Genomic DNA, 26,652 nt, shown 5'->3' with positions numbered 1-26,652 from the left:
TGTGGTAGAAAATCGTTTTTATCGTTATACAGGGTTACCATGTCAATTAAGTCAGATCGCTGGATAGAAAAAATGGCCATGGAAGAAGGCATGATTTCTCCCTATGAAAGCCGGCAGGTGAGAGAAACCGGAAATGGCCGTATTATTTCCTACGGTGTTTCCAGTTATGGTTATGATGTGCGGTGTGCGGACGAATTTAAAATCTTTACCAATATCAATTCCGCCATCGTTGATCCTAAAAATTTTGATGCGAACAGTTTTGTCGATGTTAAATCCAATGTTTGCATTATTCCGCCCAATTCATTCGCGCTGGCCCGCACAGTGGAGTATTTCAGAATCCCGCGCAATGTCTTAACCATTTGCCTGGGGAAGTCCACCTACGCGCGATGCGGTATTATTGTGAACGTGACGCCGCTTGAGCCGGAATGGGAAGGGCATGTGACACTCGAGTTCTCCAATACTACGCCGCTGCCAGCCAAAATTTACGCCAATGAGGGCGTGGCGCAAATGTTGTTTTTGGAGTCAGATGAGGTCTGTGCAGTGTCGTATCGCGACAGGGGCGGTAAGTATCAGGGGCAAACCGGCGTGACCTTACCGCGGACCTGATGAAGCGTTTTACTCATCCTCTTTCGCAAGGGGTATTTTGCCCCGGGAGGCATCCACCCGTTCGCGAAGTTCTTTACCGGGTTTGAAGTGGGGGCTGTATTTCGCTTCGGTCACCACTTTTTCGCCGGTTTTCGGATTATGGGCATTGCGTGGCGGACGATAGTGCAGGGAAAAGCTGCCAAATCCCCTAATCTCAATGCGTTTCCCATCAATCAGTGCCTGGCTCATCAAGTCGAGAATCCGGTTAATGCCGTCAGTCACTTGCTTCTCAGGAAGGCGTGTCATTTCAGCAGCAAGAGTTGCAATGAGTTCCGATTTAATCATACCCACCTCGGTTAGCCGCGTTCTAAGGTCCATCATTACCAGGGAACTGCAGGTAATGCCTATTTTATTGTTTTATATTCAGTATAGACCCGAGAATAAATTATTCAATGTTATCAATTAACTGTACCAAGATTTCGCTAAATAATACAAATCAGGGCGCAGCCACTTGTTTATTACTTGCTCACACGGTCCTGTAAATAGGCTGTAACCGCGCCCCAACTCATTTGCAGACTGGTGGTTTTTTGCACGTTAAACGCGCTGGAATCCAGCGGTTTGCTGGTACTGACCACTTGGGTTCCCGGTTTTAACTGCTCTAAATGGCGAATGATTAACCGCCAATAATCGCCAAAGAAGGCGGTGGAATTAATAAAAATCAGGTCGGCCTCCTTTAAATCCGTTTCCAGAAAATCGGCCTGTTTGAATTCAATGCACGTTGCCTTAAGTGCGTAGTCAGGCCATGCCTGCAATTGCAGGCGCCGCTGCTCGGCGGCTTCGTGAAGCGGGGTAAACAATTCAATGCCGCAACTGCGCTTTGGTGAATAAACCATAGCGCAGGCGAGCACCGCTTTGCCGCTGCCGCTGCCTAAATCATAGAATACAGTGTGAGCCGTGATGCGGCAAAGAGACAGCAAGGCAATAAACGGTTCAAAATCGATTTCCCCATACACGTATTCAAGCGCATCCTGATTGGCGCGGCTTAGGCGGGATAAAGCGAAGCCATCCACATCCTGGTAAAGCGCCTTGAATCGTTTCGCATGATAAGGCAGGGCAAGCGACTGCCGCCATCGCCTCAGGCGCCGGCGCCGTTTCAAGGCAGGCCAGTTTAAAGCGAGCAGGGACGTGATGGCGGCAAAGACTAACCCAGTCAAGATTTGTTCCTTTTGCCGCCGGAGACGATGTTATCTTTTTCCTGTTGCGACAGCATTGGCCAGGCCTTCATCAGCAGTTTACCCGCCTCGCGTTCATTGCGTGCCTGCTGGTGCATCTCCCATGGCAATTCATTGTTGACATATAATCCAACGCCAAAGGCGGTGAGCAGGGTGGTTAAGCAGGCGAGAGCCGCAGCCCGCCATTGAAATGTTTTTAGAAGACGGGTGCTCTGGGCAATGGCCTGGCTGGCTGCCTTTTCCACGTATTCGCAACTTTCATTGGCCACCCGTTTAAAATGCTGCACATCATAGTCAGCCAGTAACGAGCCAATTTTTTGAAGTGCCGTGGATGTGTAATCATCGAGCTGCGCTAAACTTTTCTCGACGGCCCTGGTAAATTCCCGGTGTTGGGATTGCATATCGGCAAGCATGTGCTGGCTGATTTTTTGCAATGAATGGAGTTGGTTTTCCCCCTGTTTAAGCGCCTGTTCGGTATGCAGGCGGAGTCGTTCCAGCCCTGACTGAGTTAATACCTCATGAAGATGATCAAGTTCTTTATGCAGACTTTTTAATTGTTCCTGTGTTTGTTGCTGCTGCAACTGCGTTTGTAACTCGATATCCTGCCGCCATTCCATCATTTTCACTTCAGCCAATTCAAAATAGGCAATGAATTCACTGGTATGGCGCAGCAATTCCTTTATTCTCAGCAAATCTTCTTCCCGCACACCGTCCATACAATCTCCTTGCTGGGTACAGTATCTCCTGGGTTGTATATTGTTTGAATGGAGACCCTGCTTTAAAGTAAAGGACTTCGCCTGTTAATGACGCAATTATGAAACAATTTCTTTGGGCGCTCGCCTTTGTTTTCACGCTGGTTATGTTGCTTTTGTATTTCTTGCAACGGCATCTTATCTATTTTCCAGCAAAACAAATGCCAAGTCGACAGCATTTCCATGCACAAGGAATGGAGGATGTGAAGTTAGTGACATCGGATGGTCTGCATTTAAACGCATGGTACCAAAAGGCCACGCCGGGAAAGCCAACCATCCTCTACCTGCACGGCAATGCCGGACATATCGGTTTTCGCATGCCGTTAGTTTCAGGGTTTTTAAATGCCGGTTATGGTGTATTGCTGCTGGAATACCGTGGTTATGGCGGTAATCCGGGAAGCCCGAGTGAACTGGGCCTCTATCGTGATGGTGAGGCAGCGATGACCTTCTTGTTAAACGAAGGCGTACCCTCTGAGGCTGTGATTCTTTATGGCGAATCCTTAGGCAGCGGTATCGCCACGAAACTGGCTGAACAAACCCGATTTTGCGCTGTCATTTTGCAATCACCCTACACGTCAATGGCCGAGGTGGCGCGATTTCATTATCCCTGGATTCTGCTGCCTCCCTGGGATAAGTTTGATTCCTTATCAAGAATTGATCGCATCAATGCGCCCCTGCTTATTCTGCATGGTCGTCTGGATCGCCTTGTTCCTTTTGAGCAGGCGCAGGTTTTGTATAAAAAAGCCAAAGAACCCAAAAAATTGATTGAATTTGCAGATAAAGATCATAATAATTTGTGGGATAAGGATTTTTTTGCGCAGCTTATGCAATTTATTCACCTTCACTGCTCGAAAAATGATTAAAATTTGATTTTTTAGGTAATTTAAGAAACAATATTTCTATTAATATTTCCTTAATCTAGTTTGATTAGAATGGAAGAATAACCAGTATATAGAGGTGTGCGATGAGTACATCAAGTTTTTTTAGAAACCCGGCTAAGGTTAAGCCCATGAAGGGCCGCATGCCGGCTTCCTCTAAAGTAGTCAAACTTCAGGAACCTGCCTTTGTTGATGTCGGCGGCCGAGGTGATTGCGGTTTTAGAGCCATTGCCGCTGCCTTAATTGATAAGCTGTTAACCAAAAACAACTACCCCATTCATTCTCGCCCGCGGGCGGTCGAAGATTTATTCAAGGTGCTATTGGCCCGGCACTTCAAATTGTTTCCCATGAAACATGCTTCCGGCTTGAAAACAGTGACTGAGCGTGTGCGTGATCTGGTCGATTCCCCCGCGAGAATGGTGGATTCACCCGCTAAAATGGCTGAGTTCATCGATAAACTGGCTTACACGCTGCGTCAGATTGCGGTAGATGAAATGGTGGCTCATCCTGAAGATTACCGCGGCGCTTTCGTTGACAATGCAGAAGGCACTACACCGGCTGAAATGCGTCAACAATCCACCTGGATTGATGAGACGGCAATTGCTGCCTTGGCTAATGCCCTGCACGTACCAATTACTGTGAAAATTGTCGAGCCGAACAAGGAAATTCCCGCCATGAAATACCATGGCAAAGAAGCCTCTCAAGGCGTAGGCGAGGTTGTGATTCAGTTGCAGGCACAACATTATATTCCTCGCGTCTCCCAACCCGAGCGCTTCCAACTGGTTGCCAATCAGCCGGTTCCCTCGCTTGAGCCGAATCATGAACAAAGCAAACCCGATCCGGAAATGCCGGCTATCCTGGCCCGGATTGAGGCGGAAGACAAGCGGTTGCTGGCAGAGTTTGATTATTATAAAAGCCTGCTGACCAACATGGTGCAGTATGGTAATTTAAACAGAGAACAATTGATTTCCATGTATGTCAAAGGCATGGGCAGCAGCGATTACCTGCGCGGACGCATCCGCCAGGTTGGGCTTGAATACGGTAATGAACATTTCTTTGCTGAAATCATAGCCAAATCGCAGAGCAAGCCAGCCATCATTACCCTGGGCCAAGGATCGCATGAGACCCTGGTTATTCAGGAGCTTGTTCATGCTATTGCCCGTGCGGTCAGCATTGGCCAGCTGGATGCCAAACTCGTTCTCAATATGATTGAAAACGACAACCTTGACAATACGCGCAGCTCTGTTTCAGCCATTAAATAATAGATGACTCCCCGTTTCCGGGGAGTGGGTTTCTTATAAAAAACCTTGCTCTTTCATCCATTCGTCATTGGCGAATTTGGACATGTAATTGCGGATGGAATCAGGGAGAATGACTAAACATTTCTGATGCTTGCCAAGTTTTTTCGCCGCCCGCAAAGCCCCGCACATGGCCGCTCCACAGGAGCCGCCGACCAATAAACCCTCTTCGCGAATCAAGCGCCTTGCCATGGCAAATGAATCCGCATCGTTGGTTTTAATGTACTGGTCTATCAATTGATTGTTTAATACATCAGGAAAAAAATCATAGCCAATCCCTTCAACGAGATAAGGCTTGATTTCGGTCCCACCGCCAAGAATCGAGCCTTCTGGATCAACGCCCACAATCTGAATGGCCGGGTTATATTCCTTCAGGCGACGGGCAATCCCGGTGATGGTGCCCCCTGTCCCTACGCTGGCGACAACCATGTGCAAGTCCTTACCAAAATCATCGATAATTTCCTGGGCGGTGCCGTAATAATGAGCATTGGGATTATCCGGGTTGGCATATTGATCGAGTATATGGGAATTGGGGATTTGCCGCTGTAAATCCTTAGCCAGCGAAATATGGCTGTCCGGATCGCTGGATGCCGCTTCGGTTGGCGTTCTATAAATGGTAGCCCCAAGGCGTTCAAGTACGGCCTGTTTTTCCTGGCTCATTTTGTTTGGCATGGTGATAATGACACGATAGCCTAAGACGGCACCCGCCAGGGCAATGCCTATCCCTGTATTACCTGAGGTCGGCTCTATCAGGGTATCACCCGGTTTAATGCGTCCGGATTCTTCCGCTTTTTTAACCATTTCATAGCCGATGCGGTCTTTTACCGAGCCGCCGGGATTAAAGAATTCACATTTCGCGTAGAGTTCGCAATCCAATTCCTGGCTGATCCGATTAATGCGGACAACAGGGGTGTTGCCAATGGTTTCAAGAATAGTTTGGTAAATCATGAGTAATCCTTTTAATGATTTGGTTGCGCAGTATACGCATAAGACATATTTATCCCAATTTTATCGCATTAACAAGTTGGCGTTTTACAACGTCCGGAGCACCCGCTAGAATCTATACGACTGTATCTCCAATTATTTCAAGGATGATGATATGCAAAAATTGAAATTACGCACCGTTTATATGTCTTCATTGTTATTGGTATCCCCCCTGTTCATGACGGGTTGCGACACCATGCAGAGCATGATGGGCGGCTCCAACACCAGGGATGATGCCACCTATCATGGCAGTTCATCGGCCACGGTAACGACCTACGATCGCACCAATGCGCCGAGTAGCGCATCCAGCACGGGGACTCAGTCATCTTCTGCTTCCGCAGGGCCTGCGCCCAAACCGGCTGGTCAATCCATGACCACAAAACCGGCGGTGCCGATGTCAGCACCCACTGTTGGTCAGTAATGATACCAATGCCTCGGCGCTAAGGACTAAACATGGCTACTGTTGCGGATGTTTTCGTGGAATCGTTGGAAAAGGCAGGCATAAAACGCATTTATGGGATTGTGGGCGATTCTTTAAACGGCATTACCAATGCTTTGCAAAAACGCAAAACCATCCGCTGGGTTCATACCCGCCATGAAGAGGTGGCGGCTTTTGCTGCCGGCGCCGAAGCACAATTAACCGGTGAGTTGACGGTATGTGCCGGAAGTTGCGGGCCAGGTAATGTGCATCTGATTAATGGGCTTTATGATTGCCAGCGCAGCAATGCCCCGGTTCTAGCCATTGCCGCGCATATTCCAACCCCTGAAATTGGCGGGGATTATTTTCAGGAAACCCATCCGAATATTTTATTTAAAGAATGCAGTTGTTTTTGTGAAGTCATTTCATCGGTTGAACAAGTGCCGCGTTTGCTCAAAATTGCCATGCAGACTGCCCTGGCCAAACGCGGCGTGGCCGTGTTGGTGATATCTGGCGATTTGGCTTTGCAGGAGATGCGGGCAGAGGCAATGCCTGAGTGGATGCCCATGCCGCAACCGGCGGTTATTCCTCAACCGGATTTATTGCAGGAATTGGCCAAGCGGTTAAACGACGGTAAAAAAGTCACCATTTTTGCTGGCATTGGGGCTGCCAATGCCCATCAATCGCTGATGGCATTATGCGAAAAATTGCGTGCGCCCGTGGTTCATACGCTGCGCGGTAAGCCCTATGTAGAATATGATAATCCTTATGACGTCGGCATGACGGGCCTTATTGGATTTTCTTCAGGTTATTATGCGATGGAGTCCTGCGACACCCTGCTGTTGCTGGGAACCAGTTTTCCCTATCGGCAATTTTATCCGGGTAAAGCGGATATTATTCAGATTGATTTGCATGGCGAGCAATTGGGCAAACGCGCCGATATCACACTCGGTGTGGTTGGCGATATTGATGCCACCTTAAAAGCCCTGCTCCCCTTGATTCACACCAAAACAGACAGCAGTCACTTGGAACAAGCCGTCAGTCACTATAAAAAGGCGCGGCGTGATCTGGACGCGCTGGCGAATTATAACCCTGGCAAACAAGTGATTCACCCGCAGTTTTTAACGCGCCTAATTAACGAGGAAGCCCATGATGACGCGATATTTACCTGCGATGTCGGCACGCCCACGGTCTGGGCGGCGCGCTATCTCGCCATGAATGGCCGGCGGCGTTTACTGGGCTCTTTCAATCACGGATCCATGGCCAATGCGCTGGCTCAGGCGATCGGCGCGCAAACGGCCTTTCCTGCCCGTCAGGTTGTCGCTTTATGCGGCGATGGGGGCTTCAGTATGCTGATGGGGGATATCCTGACCCTGGTGCAACAGAATCTGCCTGTCAAGGTCATTATTTTTAATAACAGCACCCTGGGTTTTGTGGAGATGGAAATGCATGTCGGCGGTATGCTGGAATACGCCACGGAATTAGAAAACCCTGATTTTGCCAAAATGGCTGAAGCGGTGGGGATTAAGGGATTTCGGGTGGAGGAGCCTGAACAATTGCAACAGGCTTTACAGGTTGCATTCAGCCATGCTGGACCCGCCTTGGTGGATGTGCGGGTTAATCGCAATGAGCTGGTCATGCCGCCAACCATTACCACGGCCCAGGTCAAAGGGTTTAGCCTCTACATGATGAAAGCCATTATCAATGGGCAGGGAACTGAAATTCTTGATTTGGTGAAGAACAGTTTATGGCGTTAGAATGCGGTTTTCACCCCATTTGAGCTTTGTATGAATGAATTAAAGCAGCAGGCGGCCAAAGCGGCTCTGGCCTTTATTGAGGACAACATGATCGTTGGCGTAGGCACAGGCTCAACGGTCAATTTTTTTATTGATGAATTAGCGGCCATTAAACACCGCATTGATGCCTGCGTCGCCAGTTCAATCGCTACCGAGACCCGTTTGCGGGCTGCTGGTATTCCGGTGATTGATTTAAATGCGGCGGGTGAATTGCCGGTTTATATCGATGGGGCGGATGAGATTAACCCCCAGAACGACATGATCAAGGGCGGCGGTGGTGCCTTAACACGGGAAAAAATTATTGCCACGGTGGCTTCTGAATTTATCTGTATCGTCGATGAATCAAAAATCGTTAACCGCCTGGGCGCATTCCCGGTTGCAGTCGAAGTGCTTCCCTTGGCTCGAAGCTATGTGGCGCGTGAACTGGTCAAGTTAGGCGGTGATCCAGAGTACCGTGAAGGATTTAAAACGGACAACGGCAATATTATTCTGGATGTTTATCATCTGGATATCACCACCCCGATAGCTCTTGAAGAATCCATCAAACTCATTCCTGGCGTCGTGGAGAGCGGTCTTTTTACCAAACGCAGAGCCGACAAAGTGATCGCTGCCTGCCGCAGCGGTATAAACATCAGGTAATTTTATCCTGAACAGAAATACTGGCTGCTATGGCAGCCTTTTTTTAAAAAATAATTCAAAATCAAAGCATTAGATTAGTCGTCTACAAAAATATTTATCACGGCTAACGCACCTGATTTTTAAAACGCTGTAAGAAAAAGATCAAGTGGGTGCAAGAAAAAGATCAGGGCAAGAGGAGAATTTGCTGATATACACTTTAGAATGCATAAACGATACTTCATGCCCATATTCAATCCATGGAGTGTTCTAAATTGACAATCGACACCTTACTTTCTCACTTTTCTACATTAATTGATCCCCGAGTTATTAATCACAATAGCCGTCATGAAATGAAGGATATTTTAATTATTTCCTTATTAGCAGTGATATGTGGTGCAGATAGTTGGGTTGATATCGAGCTCTTTGGAAACTGCAAAAAGGACTGGTTAGAGACCTTTTTAAATTTGCCAAATGGGATTCCATCTCATGATACGTTTAGACGATTCTATTCAATATTAGATGCCAAAGAATTTGAACTATGTTTTATGTCCTGGATAGCCACTTTAATTGAGAAACATCAAGGAGAAATAATTGCGATTGATGGAAAAACATCACGAAGGAGTGTTGATAAAAATCGTGGATTGAAGGCTCTGCATTTAGTTAGTGCCTGGGCAAGTGAGAATGGACTTGTTTTAGGGCAAGTCAGATGTGACGAGAAAGGCGGTGAAATTGCAGCAATGGAGGCTCTTTTAAAAGTACTCGACTTGAAACAGGTTACCGTAACGATGGATGCGATGGGTTGCCAGAAAAAGTTAGCTGCTCAAATTATTCAAAAAGGGGGACATTACATGCTGGCAGCCAAGGGAAATCAAGGCTTGCTACATGATAAAATTAAAACGATTTTTGAAAAAGCTGAACAAATGGAATTTAAGGCTATGGTTTACTCCCAGGATACCCAAGTAGATAAGGGGCATGGTCGGGTTGAACAAAGGGATTGCACGGTATTTCATGTCATGTATGCCCCTGAATTTAAAGAAAAATGGGTGGGACTAAATAGTCTAATTAAGATTAACAGTAAAGTATTTAAGCAAGGACAAACAACCACGCAAACGCGCTATTACATTAGCTCCCTTTCTCCAGATGCTGCAATTTGTGCACATGCCATACGACAACATTGGAGTGTTGAAAATAGTTTGCATTGGTGTTTAGACATGAGTTTCAATGATGACTATGCAAGGTCCAGGATAGGTCATAGTGCGGAAAATTTTGCTGTGCTTCGCCGAATTGCTCTAAATTTACTAAAAAAGGACAATTCTAGAAAAGCTAGCATTAAAGGTAAACGAAAGATCGGTGGATGGGACAATTCCTTTTTAGAACATTTGCTCAGTTTGATTGAAAATTGAAGTGCGTAGGCCGTGAAGGACGCAGCAACAAACACCCCGATTTAATATTGCGCTAATAATTGCCCATTATCATGGGGATCCAGTTATTATTTCATAGTGTTGATGATGCAAAAAATTGCCTTATTCTTTTTAAGCCTGCTGCTGATTAACCCACTGCCTGCCCAAACCCTGGACACCAATCACCTTTACTATCATATGGGATTCCCAGCGGTTCTTGAGGAACAGACTGAAACGCTGACCCTTGATGACAACACGCGTGATTTGTTGATTTCCAATCTGGTCGCGGGAGCCTTGTATGCCTATTTGATTCATCAGCATGATCCGAAGCTGGCCTTTAATTCGGACTACATAACGGGTTCCCTGTTTGGGCAGCTGCTGCAGGAAAACCTGCAAACCACCGCATACAAGAGCACATCGCCCTGGATAAATCCTGATCCAGCCATCCGTTCCATGCTGCTTGCACCGGGACAAGGCGGGCCTTACCAAATCAATGATTATGGCAAACGTCTGGAAAGCGGCATTGGCTTAATCAATTTTACCGTGCTGCAAAAAAGTTTAGGCTATCGCATTGACGATCAGGACAGCGGTCAACAGACAATAAAAAAAGGCCCTGACAGCCTTGATAATAAATACTTTGGTCCTCTGGCAGCGGCTTATTTTCAATACAATACCTTATTAAGGTTTTATGCCATCAATCAGGATCCCTGGGGCCCTTCCGCCACGGATTTTCCCGATTGCCTGCGTAACCTTCAAAATCCCGATAACAACATCCTCGACATGCTCCTCAATGCCGGCTACAACGCAGGCCCCTGGGCACCCATCACCAAAACCTATTTCAAGCTCTGCGCCAATGCCAATAATCCCGCGTTTAAGGCTAAAATCAACCGCATCAATGATTACACCTTGAGTGACAAGGCTTACCAGCAAGCCATTGATACCCAGGAAGCTGCGGGCAGTACCTTTATTCTTTACCCACGGCAAATTCGTTTCTATTTAGATGAGCTTTACAATAATCCCACCGCTTTGCCGACGCATACGGCATTAGCCTTGCCTGTCAGTGAGCTGCGTTTCGTCTTTGCCCAATCCATGCACACACTGGGCCGGGTCAATAATAACCGCTACGAAACGATAACCGTGAAGGACGCTGAGATGGCCTTTGATAACGCGGCACAACAATTATCCCTCCCCTTAAACGCAAACCTGGACATTGGCGTAACCCGGGAAAGGCAGCAATTGTTTCAACTACTGGGAGGCGCGATTGATAACCTCGCCTTACAACTCAACCTGGATTTCAGTGAGACGACTGAAAAGGATTGGGCCACTTCCCAAGGCTAAGCCTGGACGAAAATGCAGTAAAAGCGCTATTCGCCATGGTGCATGTGGGTAAATTTTTTAATTTCCGGCAGAATAATATGGGAAAATTTTCTGCCGTTAAACAGCCCATAATGGCCGACGCCCATGGCCAGAAAATATTCCTTCATGCTATCTGGTAAATTTTTGCACAAATCAATCACCGCGCGGGTTTGGCCAAGGCCGGTGATATCATCATGCTCCCCTTCAATCACCAGAATGGCAGTCTTTTTAATATCCTGCAGGCGGATTGTCTGTCCCTTCGATTTATAGCGGCCCTTGACCAACAGGCTTTCCTGAAAAACCGTATGAATGGTTTGCATGTAAAATTCCGCGGTTAAATCCATGGTTGCGAAATATTCCATATAAAATTCGATGATTTTAAACGCCTGATCCCTTTTCTTTAAAGCGAAATTATCAATGGCGTTTTTAAGTGATTCCAGATGCCGCTGCATGTTCATGCTTAAAAAACCCGATAATTGCATAAAGCCGGGGTAAACCAGCCGCATGGCGCCGGGAAATCGGGCAGGGACCATGGTAATCACATTCTGCTGAAACCAGTCATCGCCGCGGGAAACAGCCAGTTCATTGACCGAGGTCGGCGATTGGCTGGTATCAATGGGGCCGCCGAGTAAGATAGCGCAATGCGGTGTTTTGGGATCATTTTGAGTCGACATCATGGCGAGTGCCGCCAGAGTCGGCACAGTTGGCTGGCAAACCGCCATGACATTCACGTCAGGCCCTAAAAGCTGAAAATAGGAAATCAGGTATTCAATAAAATCATCCAAATCAAATGCGCCTTCTTTTAACGGCACATCGCGGGCATTTTTCCAGTCGGTGATGTAGACATCGTAAAAAGGCAGCATGGATTTCACGGTTCCGCGCAGCAAGGTAGCGTAATGCCCGGACATGGGTGCCACCAACAGCAATTTGGGGAGTACCTTGTCCAGCCCCTTCTTGCGAAAGTGCAGCAGATTGCAAAAGCTTTTTCTGTCAGCCGTTTCCTCTTCGATATCATAATACTCATCGCCTATTTTAACTTCAGTAATATTAAAATGGGGCTTGTCGTAGAAATTGGTCATCATGTGAAAAACATAAAAATAACCAGCCAACTCACGGTTAAAACGTACGCCAGAGTCTAGAAAACCGGCCATGAGCTGCGTTTGATCATCTGAAAGATAGGGAATTCTCACCGGCAAATCCATGCTATCGGCAACGCGTCTGAAACGGCGGGACATCGTCAGACAATAGTCAGAATAAGGCTGCAGGGCACTCATGCCCCAATCATACCAATTGTAAATCGAACGGTTATCAAGGGGGTGCAACATGGTTCGCTTCCTTTCTTTTCTTTGCCGCATGCTCTGAGTTAGCTAAAGTATAGATCAGTCTGGTTTTTTTGGTTTAGCAGCCGTCAACGATTGACATTTCAATTGCTTAAACACCCTATTCATAGTAAAATATTTGGACTTAATGATTCATTTTTTACCAATCATGCAAGACAAGTATTCCTTTTTTACACCAAAGGCAACAGGCCTTTTACCACTTGCGGCTGAGCATACCCCGCTGCATACTACAATTGACTTGTGTTCCTGTGCAAAGGAAGTCATGGATTATGTACAAAAATTGGAAAAAGACCAAATCATTAAGATGCTTCACACGCCCAATAAAAAAGGGCATTTGCCTATTCATCTGGTGGACGATTTACGCCTTGACTCTCGGGAAAAGGAAAAAATTTATCAATTGTTGCTGCCTTATATGAAACCCGCCCTTCCCTCGCTGAGTACACCAGTGGACTTCAAAACCATTAGCCATCAGTATGAAATCCTGTCTGACAGCCCATTGTATCAACCGTTGAAAATCGCTTGCCTGTTAGTCAATCAAATCCGCCAAACGGCTTTTTTATCGTCTACTCATCCGGATATGACTGGCAAAGACGCCGAGGATGTTGAATTATTGCATAGAGAAATAAAAGACTATCGCAATGAAGCAGACAGGGCAAAATATGAATACCTGTACACTTGCGAAGACGTTACTTACCATCAAGACATAAGGGAAGACGACGATTATGGTCATATTACGGCCCATTTCAAACCGTCTGTTCGTGATGCGGTGCTACAAACCTATGCCGAAATCCCCTTATCGACCAAAAGAGCCAACTGCACTGAGTTAAGCGACATTTTTGTTTACCTCCTGAACAAGATGAACCTGAAGGATATACGCATTGAAATTTTCTCGATTGAGAATGGTGATCATACCCTGGTTGTATTAAATCGTGATCCCAAGAGTGACCCTGGCCAGTTTAAAACCTGGGGCAGTCGAGCCCTCGTTGTTGATGTCTGGGCAGGAAAAATCTACCCGGCAGCCTCTATTCCTGAACAATTAAGTAATTACTGCTCAATGGACGTCACTGTGGATAAGAAGACTAATCACCACATTTTTATTCTTCCTTTTATTCCCGCATACCATACTCTGGTCCTGGATACCGATGTTTCGCTTTTAGAGGATACCGTTTCATTCAGGTTAACGCCGGACTCTTTTGTCGGTCGATTCATTAAAAATCTGAATCTGCCCGAACAGGAACTTTTTTTATTTCATAGTTATATTAAACCGCTCCTCAAAGAATTAATCGCAAGAAGAAAACTTGAAGCGTATGAACTGGCCGAACTGGAATATCCTGTTGCAACGCTTGTTTATGCGTTCCTTGATCCCTATTATTTAAAAAAACTGACTCACCGTGATGTCTACTTAAAAGATATTGAAGACAAGCATATTATCGACGAAGCCCCCCATCCCCTGGACTCTGAGGTTCAATGGCCGCAAAGCTCAAACGAAACGACCGAAACAACCTTTTGTGTCCAAAGCTTAACCGGTCAATAACCCCCTGGTGTATTGAAGATTTCTGCTACTTCCGATAAATTGAATCAGTTATTTTATGTATCCGTGTTCATAAAATCATCGCCAGGGCATCCGCCAGGCTATCAGTCAAAGGAATGAGTATGGAGTCAGGTATCGAATCGGCAAAGGATGTCGACAGTGTATCCCCCTGGTGGCGCAGAGCCGTCTTTATTATCATGGCGATTGGTTTTAGCCTTCTGGTTACACTAACGGCCAAAGTCTACCGCGATGCGCCCCCTATCCCTGATCGCGTGGTCAACTCCCAGGGACAGGTGATTTTTACCAAAGACAATATCTTGGCCGGGCAGGCCGTTTTTCTAAAATATGGCTTAATGGACAATGGCAGCATCTGGGGGCATGGCGCTTATTTAGGTCCCGATTTCTCTGCCCAATACCTCCATAATCTAAGCCAAAACCTGCATGACGCATTCGCCGTCTCACGCTATCAAAAAACCTTTAAACAACTGAACGCAGGGGAACAGGCCATCGTCCGCTCCCTCTCGCAACTGGCTTTAAAAACCAATCGTTACAATCCAAAGACAGGTGTTTTAACCTTAAGCGACAGCGAAGCCGCATCCTATACCCAACAGATTGACTGGTGGGCGGCCTACTTTACTAAAACCGCCGACAATGGCGGTTTACCGGCCAATTTCATCACGCCGGGTGAGGAGTTAAATAATCTGGTTGCCTTTTTTGCCTGGACCGCCTGGGCATCGGTCACCAACCGCCCGGGGCAAGCCACGACCTACACCAATAATTTCCCCTATGATCCCGACGCAGGCAATTTCCTGGGGGGATCGGCTGTGCTTTGGAGCGCCCTAAGCCTGATTGCTCTTTTGGGCGGCACTGCATTAGTGCTTTTAGCCTTTGGCAAATTTGATTATCTGGGGTGGAAACGAAGCCGGGAAAAAATCTTGCCGCGATTTGCGATAGGCAATCCCACGCCGAGCCAAAAGGCGACCATCAAATTTTTTGTAGTGGTGATGCTGCTCTTTTTAGCACAAACCCTAGTGGGTGGGCTAACCGCGCATTACCGTGCTGAACCGGGTGACTTTTACGGTTTGGACTTATCATCTGTTTTCCCAAGCAACGTAGTACGAACCTGGCATCTGCAACTCGCCATTTTCTGGATAGCCACCTCCTATGTTGCCGGCGCCCTGTTATTATCCCGCGAATTGGGCGGACGTGAAGTGAAACATCAAACCCTCTTTACCCACTTATTGTTTGCCGCCCTTTTCGTTGTGGTAGCCGGCAGCTTACTGGGTGAATGGGCAGGAACTTTCCAATGGCTGCAAGACTACTGGTTCTGGTTTGGCCAGCAGGGATGGGAATACCTTGAACTTGGGCGATTCTGGCAAATCCTTTTAGCTATCGGTTTGATTTTCTGGCTCTTTTTGCTGATACGCAATGTCATGCCGGTGATCCATGATCCTGAATTACGTGAAATATCCCGTCTTTTTCTCTTTGCAGCCCTTGCCATACCGGTTTTTTACCTGCCGGCCATGTTTTTTGATAGCACCACCCACTTTTCCATCGTCGATACCTGGCGGTTTTGGATTATTCATCTCTGGGTTGAAGGGTTTTTTGAGTTTTTTGTGACCGTGCTTGTCGCGCTTATCCTGTTAGGCCTTGGCGTTGTTGCGCGCACCACGGCGATTCGTGTGATTTATCTTGATGCCATTCTTTATTTTGGCGGCGGCCTCGTAGGCACCGGCCATCATTGGTATTTTAATGGCCACAGCGAAGCCAACATGGCATTCAGTGCGATTTTTTCCGCCATGGAAGTCATTCCACTGACCTTACTGACCCTGGATGCCTGGGATTTTATTCGGGTTACTGAAATGGAACGCCTGCCCTCGGGCGAGCGAGTGCATGTGCCGCATAAATGGACGTTTTATTTTATTATGGCTGTCGGTTTCTGGAATTTTGTCGGTGCCGGCATCTTGGGCTTCCTCATTAATCTGCCAGTGATCAGTTATTTTGAAATCGGCACCATGCTCACACCCAACCATGGCCATGCCGCAATGATGGGTGTTTTCGGCATGCTGGCCCTGGCTTTGCTGGTCTTTGCCATGCGCCATGTGTCGACCGATGCACAATGGCAATCGCTGGAGCGTTACGTCAAAGTATCCTTTATCGGTCTAAACACAGGCCTTGTCCTGATGCTGGTCATGAGCTTATTCCCGGGCGGCATCATGCAGCTTCTCGATGTGCTGCACCACGGTTATTGGCATGCCCGAAGCCTTGAATATACCGCCACACACAGTGCACGTGTTGTCGAATGGTTGCGCACACCAGGGGATCTTATTTTCATTGTATTCGGCGTGCTTCCCTTATTGATTGCAATCATGCGCTGTTATTTCAACATCCGAACCAGGCCCTCGCAAACAGTGACGATGTCTGCGGCCCTGCCTACGGGTGAATAACCATAAGCGGATACCCATGAATACTGGCACAAAGGATCAAATTCATTTGGCTTTCCCCGATGAGGAGCCGCCTGTCGAGTCCTCTGAGCCCGTAAGCCCCCCCGTTCCTGTTGTAAGACCATGGGTTCGCTTGTTTGCCCGCTGGGTGGATGAAACACTATTTGCTTTTGTTCTTGCTTCACTGTTTTTTTATCTGTCCCCCCTCTTTATGGAGGGTATGCCGGCTATACTTTTTGGAATGATTGTTATTTTTTTCTGGATTTTTGTTGAAACCTTGCTCTTGTCCACTATCGGCACTACCCCCGGTAAATCCCTGCTCAAGACACGCCTTCGGACAGATGAGAATCAGCGACCCGGGTTGATCCCAGCATTTAAGTGCAGCATCAGGGTCTGGTTTTTTGGACAGGCTATTGGTTTTCCATTTATCTTCATCTTTACTTACTTTTGCGCCTATTTTGAATTGGCAAAAAATAAAAAGACAACCTGGGATCGTTCATTACATATGACCATCACGCATGAGGCCATTCCTATCTACCGCGGCGTCATTGCCGCGTTGATCATTCTTGTTCCAATCGCCGTCTACCTTGAACAATCATACGTCAGTCATTCTATTTATTCTTAACTCACCCAAGCACCACTCTCTGGGTAACTCCTGTACACCCAGGTATTTCGTCTCTGCGCAAAGGGTTTTACAGGGTATACACAGACTTATCCACAGTTATTGTGGATAATCGCATTTCAAGTCGGCCAATTCATTGTATAAAAAGGGCAAGCACAGTCTGGTATTTCTAATGGTTGCGATGAATCGGTTATGAAAAAAGACGAGGTGTTTAAAAAAGATATCCACAGGCTCTGTGGAAATATTTTGGCAAGAGAAACTGCCAAAACAGAATAACAGAAAACAAATTAAAATACAGTCTTGACATTGATTAATGGATAACAATTGTTGTTGCTAATCCTGATATTGTCCTATTGCTGCGTTTCCGTGTCCCGGGTTATATATAACCCGGGTGCAGAAGACAGCAATCGCAATTTATTTGACTCGCTTTCCGGAAGCGTCGTAGATTTGCACATCGACGGCTTTGTCAGCCTCTTTATTGCGATATACCACGCGGGCGACCACGTAGCCGCGATTGTTGGAAATCGCACTTTCAATCGGCGTACCGGCGACTTCCCAAATACCAAGTGTCGCGACATCCAAAGCCCCATGGCCAGCCGCACGAATATAGTTTAACCCACTTTTTCGGGATTGGGCGCGGTAAATTTCCAGATACTGGCCGTTTTTAAGCTGACTGTGTTCAACCGGCTTCATGCCATGGGACAAAAAGCACACACGCGTATCACAGCGGCTGATGTCATTAGGGGATACCCCTTTGTTTTCCGCGGCCTTGTAAACCGCACAACTGCTCAAGAGCACACTGGCAGCTACAATCATATAGTTTGCACATCTCATACAGGCAACCCCATTTGTTATAATTTTGGGCATTCTGACGGTATTAGACACTGAAAGTCAAGACACAATGCCCTGGCAGGGATGATTTATTTTTTAGCCTGCTTGTTGATTTTTTAGCTCAGCATAAAATTCATGCTCCTTTTTGGCTATGTGCTGTTTAAATCCTTCGGGATCAATAAAGGGATTTGTGTTTTTAGTCTTTAACAAAGCATATTTTTTAGCGAGGTCAAAATACCCGGCATGCGCGCCTAAAAAAATATCGCAGGGTAATGCTTTCATGACCCGGATAGCCTGCTCAAAATCCCTGGCAATGTCAGGATAAGTTTTATTGTTAACCAGTTTATAACCCGGATTGACGTTAAGGCTGCCCACCATGACAACATGATAAGGCTTGCCGTGATCCGTAACCGTCATCGTCCAGGTTGTGCATCCTTGGGTATGACCAGCCGTACGATGCGCGGTCAGGACAGTTCCTCCGAGTTTCACTTCATCGCCATCATGCAGAACTTTATCCACCGATGTGGCAGGAAAATACAGGCTGCTGTCATTGGCATAGTGAAAATCGGTTTGCCCCCCTGACTCCACAGTCGCCACATCGTCTGCCATAACCAGATATTGGGCATGGGTTTGTTGTTTAATCAGCTTGCTCCCGCCTGCGTGATCCAGATGGGCATGGCTGATAAGTAAAATTTTAGTATCAGTGAATTTGAATCCCAAGGCTTCAATACTCTTTTTAATCATGGGAACATTGGCTTCAAGGTCGCTATTGACGAGGATGTTTCCTTCAGGGGTAACGATTAAATAACTCGCCAAATCATCAGTGCCTACATAATACAGGTTGCCGGCAATCTGAAACGGGGGAAATGGATGACCAACAGGATAGGAAAAACACACAGAAGTCATCAGGGCAGACAATAAGAGCAATGAACGTAGTATAACTTTCATTATTTCACTTCAATTTACTGAAAGCGAAAGTGTAAACGCCTTGCCCTGGGGCCACAAGAGTATAATTTACTAAAATCAGCTCGTTGCGGCTATTACTTTAAGGTAGGCGGCTCATAGCCTGAATCCGGCTGATGCATGGTCATGCCTGCAAACATATCGACAACCGGTTGCCCCCTGACTTCCCAATTCATGCTGTGATCATGGGTAACGGCTGTGCGCCCTAAAACATTTTTGATAATAACCGCCGGCACACCGGTAAACATCGGTTCAACCCCCTGCTCTGTGCATTGTTCCGTGTAATCGCCGATTGCCTGTTGCAGCACCATCACCTGCTCATCAACCTGATCAGCAATATCCTCAGAGCGGGCCTGGGCCAGATTCTGCCCTCTTTTTTCAAGCGCACGCAGCCTAAAAACCACCGACGCCATAAAGTCAATGTCCACTTTCAAAGGGCCTTCTTCCCGTCCGGGCGGTACACTATCTGAATAATTGAGCGTGATCGCTGTTGCTTCTCCCTGGCGATTATCCAGGTATCTGCCCAGCAAGGATCCCACCTGGCCGGAGGTATTATCCATCCAATCACGCGATACATTCATGAAACAACCCCGTAAAATCATTTTCCCGGCATTGTTTGGTCCAATTTCATATTCAGGTTGTATTCTATTGGGCATGATGGCATCCTTAGTCCATTATTTGATCAAATTATAGAAAGCCGCCGTCACTATTCAACCTGAGACCGATTAAGTTCATGATAAAAAATAAAATCCTGCTTTTGATATACTAAGCAATAAACTTCAACAGCCGGTTATTATGATTAGCAAAGACAAATGGGATGGCCTTAAGGCACGCATGGCTCAACTGGGGATTGAAGAGACTCACCTTACTGAAAAATTTATCATTGGCAGTGGCAAAGGCGGCCAAAAGCTGCATAAGACCGCTTCGACTGTGTATATCAAACACGAGCCTACCGGATTTGAAATAAAATGCCAGGAATCGCGCTACCGCGAAGACAATCGCTACTTTGCACGATTGCGTCTTTGTGAAAAACTGCAAACCCTGCTCAGCGACGAAAAATCCAAAGAGCAATACGCCATAGAGAAGTTAAGACGACAGAAAAAACGACGCTCCCGGCGTGCGAAACAACGCATGCTTGAAGACAAATCCAGACAAAGCCAGATTAAACAATTACGACAAAAACCCGCATCCGAGTAATAAGTCTCCTATCCCCAGCCTTTTCAGAACTATTGGACTATAATTTAAATGTCTCCGCTTTTATGAGGTCCGCTATGAAAAATCGTCATCAAGAGAAAAAATCCCTCCGCAAAATTTCCAAACAAAATCTCGAAAACATAGTTGGTGGTAATCGCGATATCAGAGAAATAATCAATCCCGATGAATTTCGTCAGCAATTTAGAGATTTGGTTAACCGGTTCCATCGCCGGTAAGTGCCTGCGCGGCATGCGGATATTTTAATTCCAATTGTATCCACGTTTTACAACAGCACTGGATTTTGCACAAGGCGCGGAACGTAGGCACTGGGATATTATCCAGCCTAAGAGAGAAATGCCGGGCTCCAGCACAGTTCCCTGCATACCCCATCTCCCTGCATACTCCCTCTTCCTGCGTACCGTGAACATATTTCCAACGTACTAGAGCGTACTACCTGCCGCGGCTTGTCCATGAGATATACTTTAATCCACAGGTTATTTTATCGGATAATGGTAGCCACCGATTTCTTCCTAACAGAAAAGGCTGTTGCAGGCTAAAGATGGCTATTCATTAATTTAATGGGCGTTCCTATGAATCCAACACGAAAAATTATTCATATCGACATGGATTGTTTTTATGCCGCCATTGAAATGCGTGATTTCCCGGAGCTCGCCGACAAGCCCATTGCCGTAGGGGGTGATGTTAAGCGCCGCGGTGTGATAGCCACATGCAATTACGCCGCACGCCAATTCGGGGTGCGCTCCGCCATGCCGACAGCCCAGGCCCTGAAGCGCTGCCGTCAATTAGTCTTGCGTCCTGTCCGTATGGAGGTTTATCAACGCGAAAGCCAATACATCAGAGCCTTGTTTGCAGAATATACTGACCTCATTGAGCCGTTGTCGCTTGATGAAGCTTACCTCGATGTGACCCATGCCACCCGCTGTCAGGGCAGTGCCACGTGGATTGCCGAAGAAATACGGCAGCGTATTTACGAATCAAGGCAACTGACAGCCAGCGCGGGGATTGCACCCAATAAAAGCCTTGCCAAAATAGCCAGTGAATGGAATAAACCCAACGGCCAGATGGTGATTCGGCCCGAAGATGTGAGCACCTTTATTCTTGACTTACCGGTACGCCAGTTATTTGGCGTGGGGCCCAAGATGGAAGAAAAGCTCAATGGACTCAACATTAAAACCTGCGCTGATTTGCAACAATATTCCGTTGAATACCTCACGGCTAAATTTGGCAGCGCAGGTCTTCGGCTTTACGAATTGGCGCGCGGTATCGATGAGCGCCCGGTTAATCCTGAGCGCATTCGCAAATCCATCAGCGTTGAAGAAACCTACCCAAGTGATTTACCCAATAGTGAAGCCTGCCTTGCCGCCTTGCCCGATTTAATGACCCGTCTTGAAACACGCATACAACGCTCACGCGAACAGGCCGGTATTCATCATGTATTCGTCAAATTAAAATTCAATGATTTTCACCAAACCACGGTAGAACGGGTCAATCATACGCTTGATTTTGAACTGTTAAGCCAATTGGTACAGGAAGGTTTCGCCAGGCACAACCTGCCTGTTCGCTTATTGGGTATAGGGATTAAACTCAAACAAGAACAAGGTCAGGAGGGAGTACAGCTATCCTTACTGGATTTATAATCAATCTTTTCTGAGCATTGAGTGATTTATTCTCCTTGTTATTTTCAGCAAACCGCATCAGGACTCATAAACACTAAAAAATTTACCTTGAATAAGAGACATAGCAACATGATAAAATAGTAGCAAAGCCAACAATGCGGCCAATTGCCATGATTACCCTACGCGAACCCTCAGCCCAGGATGAAACGCCATTTATTTCTACCATGGCAAAGAGTCGTGCATTTCATTTTCCTTTTATCACGGCGCCCTGCACAGCTGAAGCATTCGAAATTTATTTACACAAAAGCCAACAGGACAGTGAGCAATACTACCTTGTCTGGGATGAAGGCCAACAAAACATTATCGGTGTTTTTAACATCAGCAACATGGTGCACGGCGTATTTAAAAGCGCTTATTTAGGTTATTACGCCGCTTTGGACTATGCAGGGAAAGGATTCATGAGTCAGGCACTAAAATTAGTCCTTAAAGAAATATTCACAACGCTTGATCTTCACCGGATTGAAGCCAATATCCAGCCGACCAACACAGCATCCATCCACCTGGCTAGAAGAAACGGTTTTATTAAAGAAGGGTTTTCCCCTCGCTATTTGAAAATCAATGGCAGTTGGCAGGATCATTTTCGCTTTGCGCTGACGATTGAAGATTGGTTAGCTCATCAGGCTAAGGAGGCATAACGTGCACACGATCAACACGTCCCGTCTGCTCTTAAGACCCTGGGATAAAAAAGATTGCAAACCATTCTTTGAAATAAACCAGGATGATAAGGTTCTTGAGTTTTTACCCGGGGCAATGTCTCAGGCACAAATCAAGGATTTTATGCGCTATCAAAATTTACAATTAAAAAACCGTCACTACATGTTATGGGCAGTCGAATTAAAGAAAATGGGGCAACTAATAGGCTTTATCGGTCTCAATTATTTTGATAAACCGGCTCATTTTGCACCCGCCGTGGAAATTGGCTGGCGTTTAGGCTCGCAATATTGGGGACAAGGCTACGCGCCGGAAGGCGCATTGGCCTGTCTTGAATACGGATTTAAGCAACTGGGAATCCATGAAATCGTTGCGTTCACCGTACCAGACAATCAACGCTCACGAAAAGTCATGGAAAAAATTGGCATGGCCCAGGATATGGAAGGCTCTTTCGCCCACCCCAACTTGCCGATGGCGCACCGGCTGTCGAACCATGTTTTATATCGGATTCAAAATAGTAGATAATGCTTAGTATATAGGCGCATGAATGCATGCTGGTTTTGAGGCCAGTATTTTTAAGCACCAAAATGTAACAGGGATTGAATTATCGCGGCATTCAACGTGTGCTAAATAACTCGAAACAAAATCCTCTAAAAATTCCTGCTTTCTCCATTCTTGAATTTGGTTTATATGCGCACCTGAAGCATTGAAAAATCCTTTTAATTCGTCTTTAGATTTAAAGTGATATGTTATTTTCTCTTCGACTAAATGGTGAATGGTCAAGCCTGCATGTACAAGCATTTTTTCATATTCTTCCAAAGCAAAAAAACAACGGGGATTAGAAAAATTTTCAAAATAAACTGCCCATTTGGGATTTGAACAAAGGCGTTCTAACGTATCATGGTATATTGATTTTCTGTGCGACAAGAGAAGCCCTATGCTTGCTCCAGGTACAGCCGCTTGTGCTATCCCATGCAAAACTTTTTGCTGCTCCTTTATCCAATGCAAACAATTAAATGAGGTTATGATATCAAATTGATCTCTAAAAAGGTTGTCTGCGGCATCCATTGTCAGAAAGCGCAGATTGTTTTTTGCACTGTATTGGCGTGCTGCAAATTCAATCATTGGTCTCGAAATATCCGTCCCAATGACAAAGCCTTCTTTTACTATTGAAGCAATTTTATTGGTTATTAAACCGTCACCACAACCTAAATCCAACACGCTGGATTTTGAATCAAGACATAATCTGTCAAATAACTGCATTGCAAATGTATACTGCAATGCATTATTTTGACTATATTGATTGGGGTCGCGATAACGATGAGAAGTCATAATCAATAGTGGTTAGCCGGTGCTTTATCGATGAAAAAATTTAGGGTACATATTAATCATTTAAACCCATGGTTTCTAAAATTGGGGGCAACTCAGGCCTTGGCATATCAAAACGATCGTGTATAGCGGTATAACTATGATAACCCAGGCGAGCCAAGGGCTTAAATCGAGCCGGATCAATTCGTTGTTCCTCATCCAAAACGGATTCACAGACATGGATGCCAACCACTTGCCCAATGACCATACGGTTAATTAATTGTTCTGGATTGGAGGTAGGCAATTGCACGGATAAGTGATACCGACATTCCAAACTAACCGGTGCGGCTTTAACTAGCTTGGCTTGGACTATTTTGGCGGGACTCTGTTCAATACCCACCATAGAAAATTCACTGGTATGGCGTGGAAAATTCATCGAGGTCCTATTCATTTTTTCTTTTAATGCATAAGAAGTGATGTTTACAACAAATTCTCCCGTTTCTTCTACATTACGCAGCGTATCTTTTTCACCCTTTTCCACATGCGCCTCAGTGGTGGAAAACATGACCATCGGTGGTTCATCGGCAACAATATTAAAATAGCTAAACGGCGCCAGGTTATCTACTCCGGACTTGCTGACGGTGCTTATCCAGGCAATAGGCCTTGGAATAACACAGGCCTTAAATAGTCCTTTAGGCAACTTCTTGGTTGAATCGAAAAACATGGCTTTCCTGAAATCTCTTGGGTTCGGTCAAACACTCTATCACCGTGTTTATGAAATTTTCAAAAACGTCATAAATCAAAGTGAACCTTGCTCAGCAAAAACAGGCTAAGAAAGCCCTGAAAGTATACAACAAGACGATAAAATCATAACTATAAAAAAGACTGTGTTATTGAGAAAAAGTGTTCATTGATTACGGTTGTTGCAGTAAGAGCGGGTATTATTTGTTCACAAGAACAATATAAATACAAAATAGAGTATTTGCAGACAATCATTTGTGTGCCCTTAGCCCTGTAATACGTCGTGCCATTAAATCAATCACTTAATTTTTTCTTAATCTATAGTCATTACACTATCAATCAGAAAACCAACCATGAGGCAAAAATGAAGCTAAAAGAGTTAGTAATGGCGCTATTCAGCAAGAACAACAGCATTGCAAAAGTTGAAAACAACGGCTATTTATCACTGTTACCTCCTGAGCTGTTAAAAATAATATTCAGTCATTTGGACTCAAAATCCCTGCTCAAGGTTAGAGGCCTTTCAAAAGAACATTTGGAAAAGGTTCATCAATTTTTAAGTCATCTCGAAACAGCCAAAAAATTTGGCCTGATTAGCCTAGACCCGCAGGATTTAATTGCTGTTGGCGAAAATGTCATGCATAGGAAATATGGAATTTCTGATATCTATGGTAAACCCAAGGAACCCAGTGCAAGTGAAATACAAAAATCGTTTACACATAAGGTTACATTGTTTAAGACCAATGCTGATGCTAATACTCATATCAAGAAAAGAACCCAGTACACTGAATGGGACGCTCTTGAGAGTAAACCACATCAAACGACAGTCACCGTAAAAAATCCAAATACCCTGTTCCGAATGGCAGAAAACTCGACCTTATCTGTTCGTGATGAAGAAATAACCGCAAAACTTACATTCAAATAAGGCAAGCCGCGGCATTCCCTCGCAAGTGCAGGTCAGGCCCGACCTGCGCTTGTTATTCATTCGCTCTGTTCTGAGAAGATTATAACATTCTGGTTTCCCCTTCTTTTCCGGGTGCTTTATTTTGATATACCCATCACGCGATACACCGGTTTATGCCATGGTTACATTAAAAAAACAAAAGCATTATGTGCAACAACACGATATGATGATCATATCTTAAACATTTTGGGTGAGTTATGCTTAATGAACTGATAAAAAAATTGTATTCTGCATGGCAGACGTTTGATCTAGGCAAAGGGGATTATGATTCGGAATTATTTAAATCTTATAAAAACAAGTTTTTAACAGAGGCATTGGATTCGGTTTCAAAGGCAACGGTTTTAATGGAAATGGCCGGTAAAAAACTACCGCCTGATGCAGCCATGTTGGCAGAATTAATCCAACATTTAGCCACGGATGCAAAAAAAACAAACGATATAGCCATTTACATTCACATCGAGCAGATTTACGACCTTTTTTGTCTACTGTTTGTACCAAACGATGAGTTACATAAAGTCACCTACACCGCGCTTAAAGAAGGTAAGAGAAACAAGGGTATAGCTCAAGTTAGAACATTAAAAAACTACAGCCAAGAGATGAACAGTTTTTTTGAAACGGAAAAGATAAGAATTGATAAAAGCCGCATACAAGCTAAAAAAACCGAGGCAACCAGCCGAGCGGAATCATCCAATAAAAAGCCCAAGGAGAAAGGGATAACTACAACTGCAAAACCCCAGCATAAAGAGTGTTCAAACCCTAAGCTACAAGCCATTATCAATTTATTCCCATCTCCTTTATTCAATAAAAAGATATATTCAACTTTAGGAGATTGTGAAACCATTCATGCCAATGAATTCATGAACTTACGCCTTGCAGACATGAAAGCTAAATACTATAACTTTCTTTTACTTCCAAGAGCGCTAGATTATCCTGAAGCCCATGCTCAGGTACTAGTCAATTTACTGGATGAACAGGACAGGGATCTAGATTGGAAACTTATCCTTGCAATTTACAATAATGCCTGGGTAATCCCCCCGAAAAATAACTGATGC

General features: G+C 45.5%; 28 protein-coding genes. 18 read left to right on the top strand and 10 right to left on the bottom strand.

What is annotated here, in order from left to right; genetic code table 11:
- Positions 1-39: 39 nt before the first annotated feature.
- Positions 40-606, top strand: coding sequence for a dCTP deaminase (gene dcd, locus Lery_RS13705; protein WP_058527791.1), 567 nt, complete (start codon positions 40-42; stop codon positions 604-606).
- Positions 607-615: 9 nt separating this feature from the next.
- Here dcd and Lery_RS13700 read toward each other — a convergent pair whose 3' ends face one another.
- The 3 genes from Lery_RS13700 to Lery_RS13690 all read right to left on the bottom strand — a co-directional run bounded on the left by Lery_RS13700 (position 616) and on the right by Lery_RS13690 (position 2,533).
- Entirely contained in the window at positions 616-930 is a 315-nt protein-coding gene (locus Lery_RS13700) for an integration host factor subunit beta (RefSeq protein ID WP_058527790.1), read from the bottom strand.
- A gap of 173 nt (positions 931-1,103) precedes the next feature.
- Positions 1,104-1,799 carry a class I SAM-dependent methyltransferase gene (locus Lery_RS13695; protein WP_058527789.1) on the bottom strand — a complete coding sequence of 232 codons (696 nt, stop codon included), beginning with the start codon at positions 1,797-1,799 and terminating at the stop codon, positions 1,104-1,106.
- Positions 1,796-2,533: a hypothetical protein gene (locus Lery_RS13690; protein WP_058527788.1), complete on the bottom strand. Its 738-nt coding sequence runs from the start codon at positions 2,531-2,533 to the stop codon at positions 1,796-1,798. The genes Lery_RS13695 and Lery_RS13690 overlap by 4 nt, the downstream gene beginning before the upstream one ends.
- Positions 2,534-2,631: 98 nt before the next feature.
- Between Lery_RS13690 and Lery_RS13685 the strand changes: the two genes are divergently transcribed.
- Complete coding sequence (locus Lery_RS13685) at positions 2,632-3,432, top strand: alpha/beta hydrolase (RefSeq protein WP_131750978.1); 801 nt, start codon at positions 2,632-2,634, stop codon at positions 3,430-3,432.
- Positions 3,433-3,533: 101 nt separating this feature from the next.
- Entirely contained in the window at positions 3,534-4,709 is a 1,176-nt protein-coding gene (locus Lery_RS13680) for a hypothetical protein (RefSeq protein WP_082657215.1), read from the top strand.
- A 33-nt stretch (positions 4,710-4,742) separates the two neighbouring features.
- On the opposite strand, the gene Lery_RS13675 is transcribed toward Lery_RS13680, so the two are convergent.
- Positions 4,743-5,693, bottom strand: a complete 951-nt coding sequence (locus Lery_RS13675) for a pyridoxal-phosphate dependent enzyme (protein ID WP_058527785.1) — start codon at positions 5,691-5,693, stop codon at positions 4,743-4,745.
- 151 nt (positions 5,694-5,844) lie between these two features.
- Here Lery_RS13675 and Lery_RS13670 point away from each other — a divergent pair, with 151 nt between their 5' ends.
- The 5 genes from Lery_RS13670 (at position 5,845) to Lery_RS13650 (ending at position 11,299) form a co-directional block, all read left to right on the top strand.
- A complete protein-coding gene (locus Lery_RS13670; protein ID WP_058527784.1) occupies positions 5,845-6,150 on the top strand; it encodes a hypothetical protein in 306 nt (101 codons plus the stop codon).
- A gap of 32 nt (positions 6,151-6,182) precedes the next feature.
- Positions 6,183-7,904 (top strand): ubiquinone-dependent pyruvate dehydrogenase, encoded by a 1,722-nt coding sequence (gene poxB, locus Lery_RS13665; RefSeq protein ID WP_058527783.1) that lies wholly within the window; start codon positions 6,183-6,185, stop codon positions 7,902-7,904.
- A 30-nt stretch (positions 7,905-7,934) separates the two neighbouring features.
- Positions 7,935-8,582, top strand: a complete 648-nt coding sequence (gene rpiA, locus Lery_RS13660) for a ribose-5-phosphate isomerase RpiA (protein WP_058527782.1) — start codon at positions 7,935-7,937, stop codon at positions 8,580-8,582.
- A gap of 251 nt (positions 8,583-8,833) precedes the next feature.
- On the top strand, positions 8,834-9,964 hold the full coding sequence (locus tag Lery_RS13655) for an ISAs1 family transposase (RefSeq protein ID WP_162262972.1): 1,131 nt from the start codon (positions 8,834-8,836) through the stop codon (positions 9,962-9,964).
- 102 nt (positions 9,965-10,066) lie between these two features.
- A complete protein-coding gene (locus Lery_RS13650) occupies positions 10,067-11,299 on the top strand; it encodes a hypothetical protein (RefSeq protein WP_058527780.1) in 1,233 nt (410 codons plus the stop codon).
- Between the two features lie 26 nt (positions 11,300-11,325).
- Here Lery_RS13650 and phaZ read toward each other — a convergent pair whose 3' ends face one another.
- On the bottom strand, positions 11,326-12,642 hold the full coding sequence (gene phaZ / locus Lery_RS13645; protein ID WP_058527779.1) for a polyhydroxyalkanoate depolymerase: 1,317 nt from the start codon (positions 12,640-12,642) through the stop codon (positions 11,326-11,328).
- A gap of 277 nt (positions 12,643-12,919) precedes the next feature.
- Between phaZ and Lery_RS13640 the strand changes: the two genes are divergently transcribed.
- The 3 genes from Lery_RS13640 (at position 12,920) to Lery_RS13630 (ending at position 17,257) form a co-directional block, all read left to right on the top strand.
- Complete coding sequence (locus Lery_RS13640) at positions 12,920-14,191, top strand: hypothetical protein (RefSeq protein ID WP_058527778.1); 1,272 nt, start codon at positions 12,920-12,922, stop codon at positions 14,189-14,191.
- A 119-nt stretch (positions 14,192-14,310) separates the two neighbouring features.
- On the top strand, positions 14,311-16,635 hold the full coding sequence (locus tag Lery_RS13635) for a nitric-oxide reductase large subunit (RefSeq protein WP_202814041.1): 2,325 nt from the start codon (positions 14,311-14,313) through the stop codon (positions 16,633-16,635).
- A gap of 16 nt (positions 16,636-16,651) precedes the next feature.
- A complete protein-coding gene (locus tag Lery_RS13630; protein WP_058527776.1) occupies positions 16,652-17,257 on the top strand; it encodes an RDD family protein in 606 nt (201 codons plus the stop codon).
- A gap of 411 nt (positions 17,258-17,668) precedes the next feature.
- Here the strand turns inward: Lery_RS13630 and Lery_RS13625 are convergent, their stop codons facing one another.
- The 3 genes from Lery_RS13625 to Lery_RS13615 form a co-directional block, all read right to left on the bottom strand.
- A complete protein-coding gene (locus tag Lery_RS13625; RefSeq protein WP_131751187.1) occupies positions 17,669-18,088 on the bottom strand; it encodes a hypothetical protein in 420 nt (139 codons plus the stop codon).
- Positions 18,089-18,181: 93 nt separating this feature from the next.
- The gene (bla, locus tag Lery_RS13620) at positions 18,182-19,033 is read right to left on the bottom strand and encodes a subclass B3 metallo-beta-lactamase (RefSeq protein WP_058527774.1); all 852 of its coding nucleotides are present in this window, start codon (positions 19,031-19,033) and stop codon (positions 18,182-18,184) included.
- A gap of 92 nt (positions 19,034-19,125) precedes the next feature.
- The gene (locus Lery_RS13615; RefSeq protein WP_058527773.1) at positions 19,126-19,704 is read right to left on the bottom strand and encodes a hypothetical protein; all 579 of its coding nucleotides are present in this window, start codon (positions 19,702-19,704) and stop codon (positions 19,126-19,128) included.
- A 139-nt stretch (positions 19,705-19,843) separates the two neighbouring features.
- On the opposite strand from Lery_RS13615, the gene Lery_RS13610 reads away from it, so the two are divergent.
- The 5 genes from Lery_RS13610 to Lery_RS13590 all read left to right on the top strand — a co-directional run bounded on the left by Lery_RS13610 (position 19,844) and on the right by Lery_RS13590 (position 23,115).
- A complete protein-coding gene (locus Lery_RS13610) occupies positions 19,844-20,245 on the top strand; it encodes a peptide chain release factor family protein (protein WP_058527772.1) in 402 nt (133 codons plus the stop codon).
- A gap of 74 nt (positions 20,246-20,319) precedes the next feature.
- Entirely contained in the window at positions 20,320-20,478 is a 159-nt protein-coding gene (locus Lery_RS15745; RefSeq protein ID WP_156412492.1) for a hypothetical protein, read from the top strand.
- A 354-nt stretch (positions 20,479-20,832) separates the two neighbouring features.
- Positions 20,833-21,900, top strand: coding sequence for a DNA polymerase IV (dinB, locus tag Lery_RS13600; protein ID WP_082657214.1), 1,068 nt, complete (start codon positions 20,833-20,835; stop codon positions 21,898-21,900).
- Between the two features lie 134 nt (positions 21,901-22,034).
- Complete coding sequence (locus Lery_RS13595; protein WP_237759231.1) at positions 22,035-22,574, top strand: GNAT family N-acetyltransferase; 540 nt, start codon at positions 22,035-22,037, stop codon at positions 22,572-22,574.
- 1 nt (position 22,575) lies between these two features.
- Positions 22,576-23,115 carry a GNAT family N-acetyltransferase gene (locus Lery_RS13590; RefSeq protein ID WP_058527769.1) on the top strand — a complete coding sequence of 180 codons (540 nt, stop codon included), beginning with the start codon at positions 22,576-22,578 and terminating at the stop codon, positions 23,113-23,115.
- 3 nt (positions 23,116-23,118) lie between these two features.
- Here the strand turns inward: Lery_RS13590 and Lery_RS13585 are convergent, their stop codons facing one another.
- Together Lery_RS13585 and Lery_RS13580 are read right to left on the bottom strand one after the other, a co-directional pair.
- Positions 23,119-23,922, bottom strand: a complete 804-nt coding sequence (locus Lery_RS13585; RefSeq protein ID WP_058527768.1) for a class I SAM-dependent methyltransferase — start codon at positions 23,920-23,922, stop codon at positions 23,119-23,121.
- 52 nt (positions 23,923-23,974) lie between these two features.
- Entirely contained in the window at positions 23,975-24,622 is a 648-nt protein-coding gene (locus tag Lery_RS13580; protein ID WP_058527767.1) for a flavin reductase family protein, read from the bottom strand.
- Between the two features lie 381 nt (positions 24,623-25,003).
- On the opposite strand from Lery_RS13580, the gene Lery_RS13575 reads away from it, so the two are divergent.
- The gene (locus tag Lery_RS13575; protein ID WP_131751188.1) at positions 25,004-25,561 is read left to right on the top strand and encodes an F-box protein; all 558 of its coding nucleotides are present in this window, start codon (positions 25,004-25,006) and stop codon (positions 25,559-25,561) included.
- Positions 25,562-25,797: 236 nt separating this feature from the next.
- Positions 25,798-26,649, top strand: coding sequence for a hypothetical protein (locus Lery_RS13570; protein ID WP_058527765.1), 852 nt, complete (start codon positions 25,798-25,800; stop codon positions 26,647-26,649).
- Positions 26,650-26,652: the final 3 nt, after the last annotated feature.

The sequence above is a fragment of the Legionella erythra genome, assembly GCF_001467615.1.
Taxonomy (GTDB): domain Bacteria; phylum Pseudomonadota; class Gammaproteobacteria; order Legionellales; family Legionellaceae; genus Legionella_C; species Legionella_C erythra.
The sequence above is the reverse complement of the archived record's forward strand: the minus strand, read 5'-3'. Positions and strand labels throughout refer to the sequence as shown.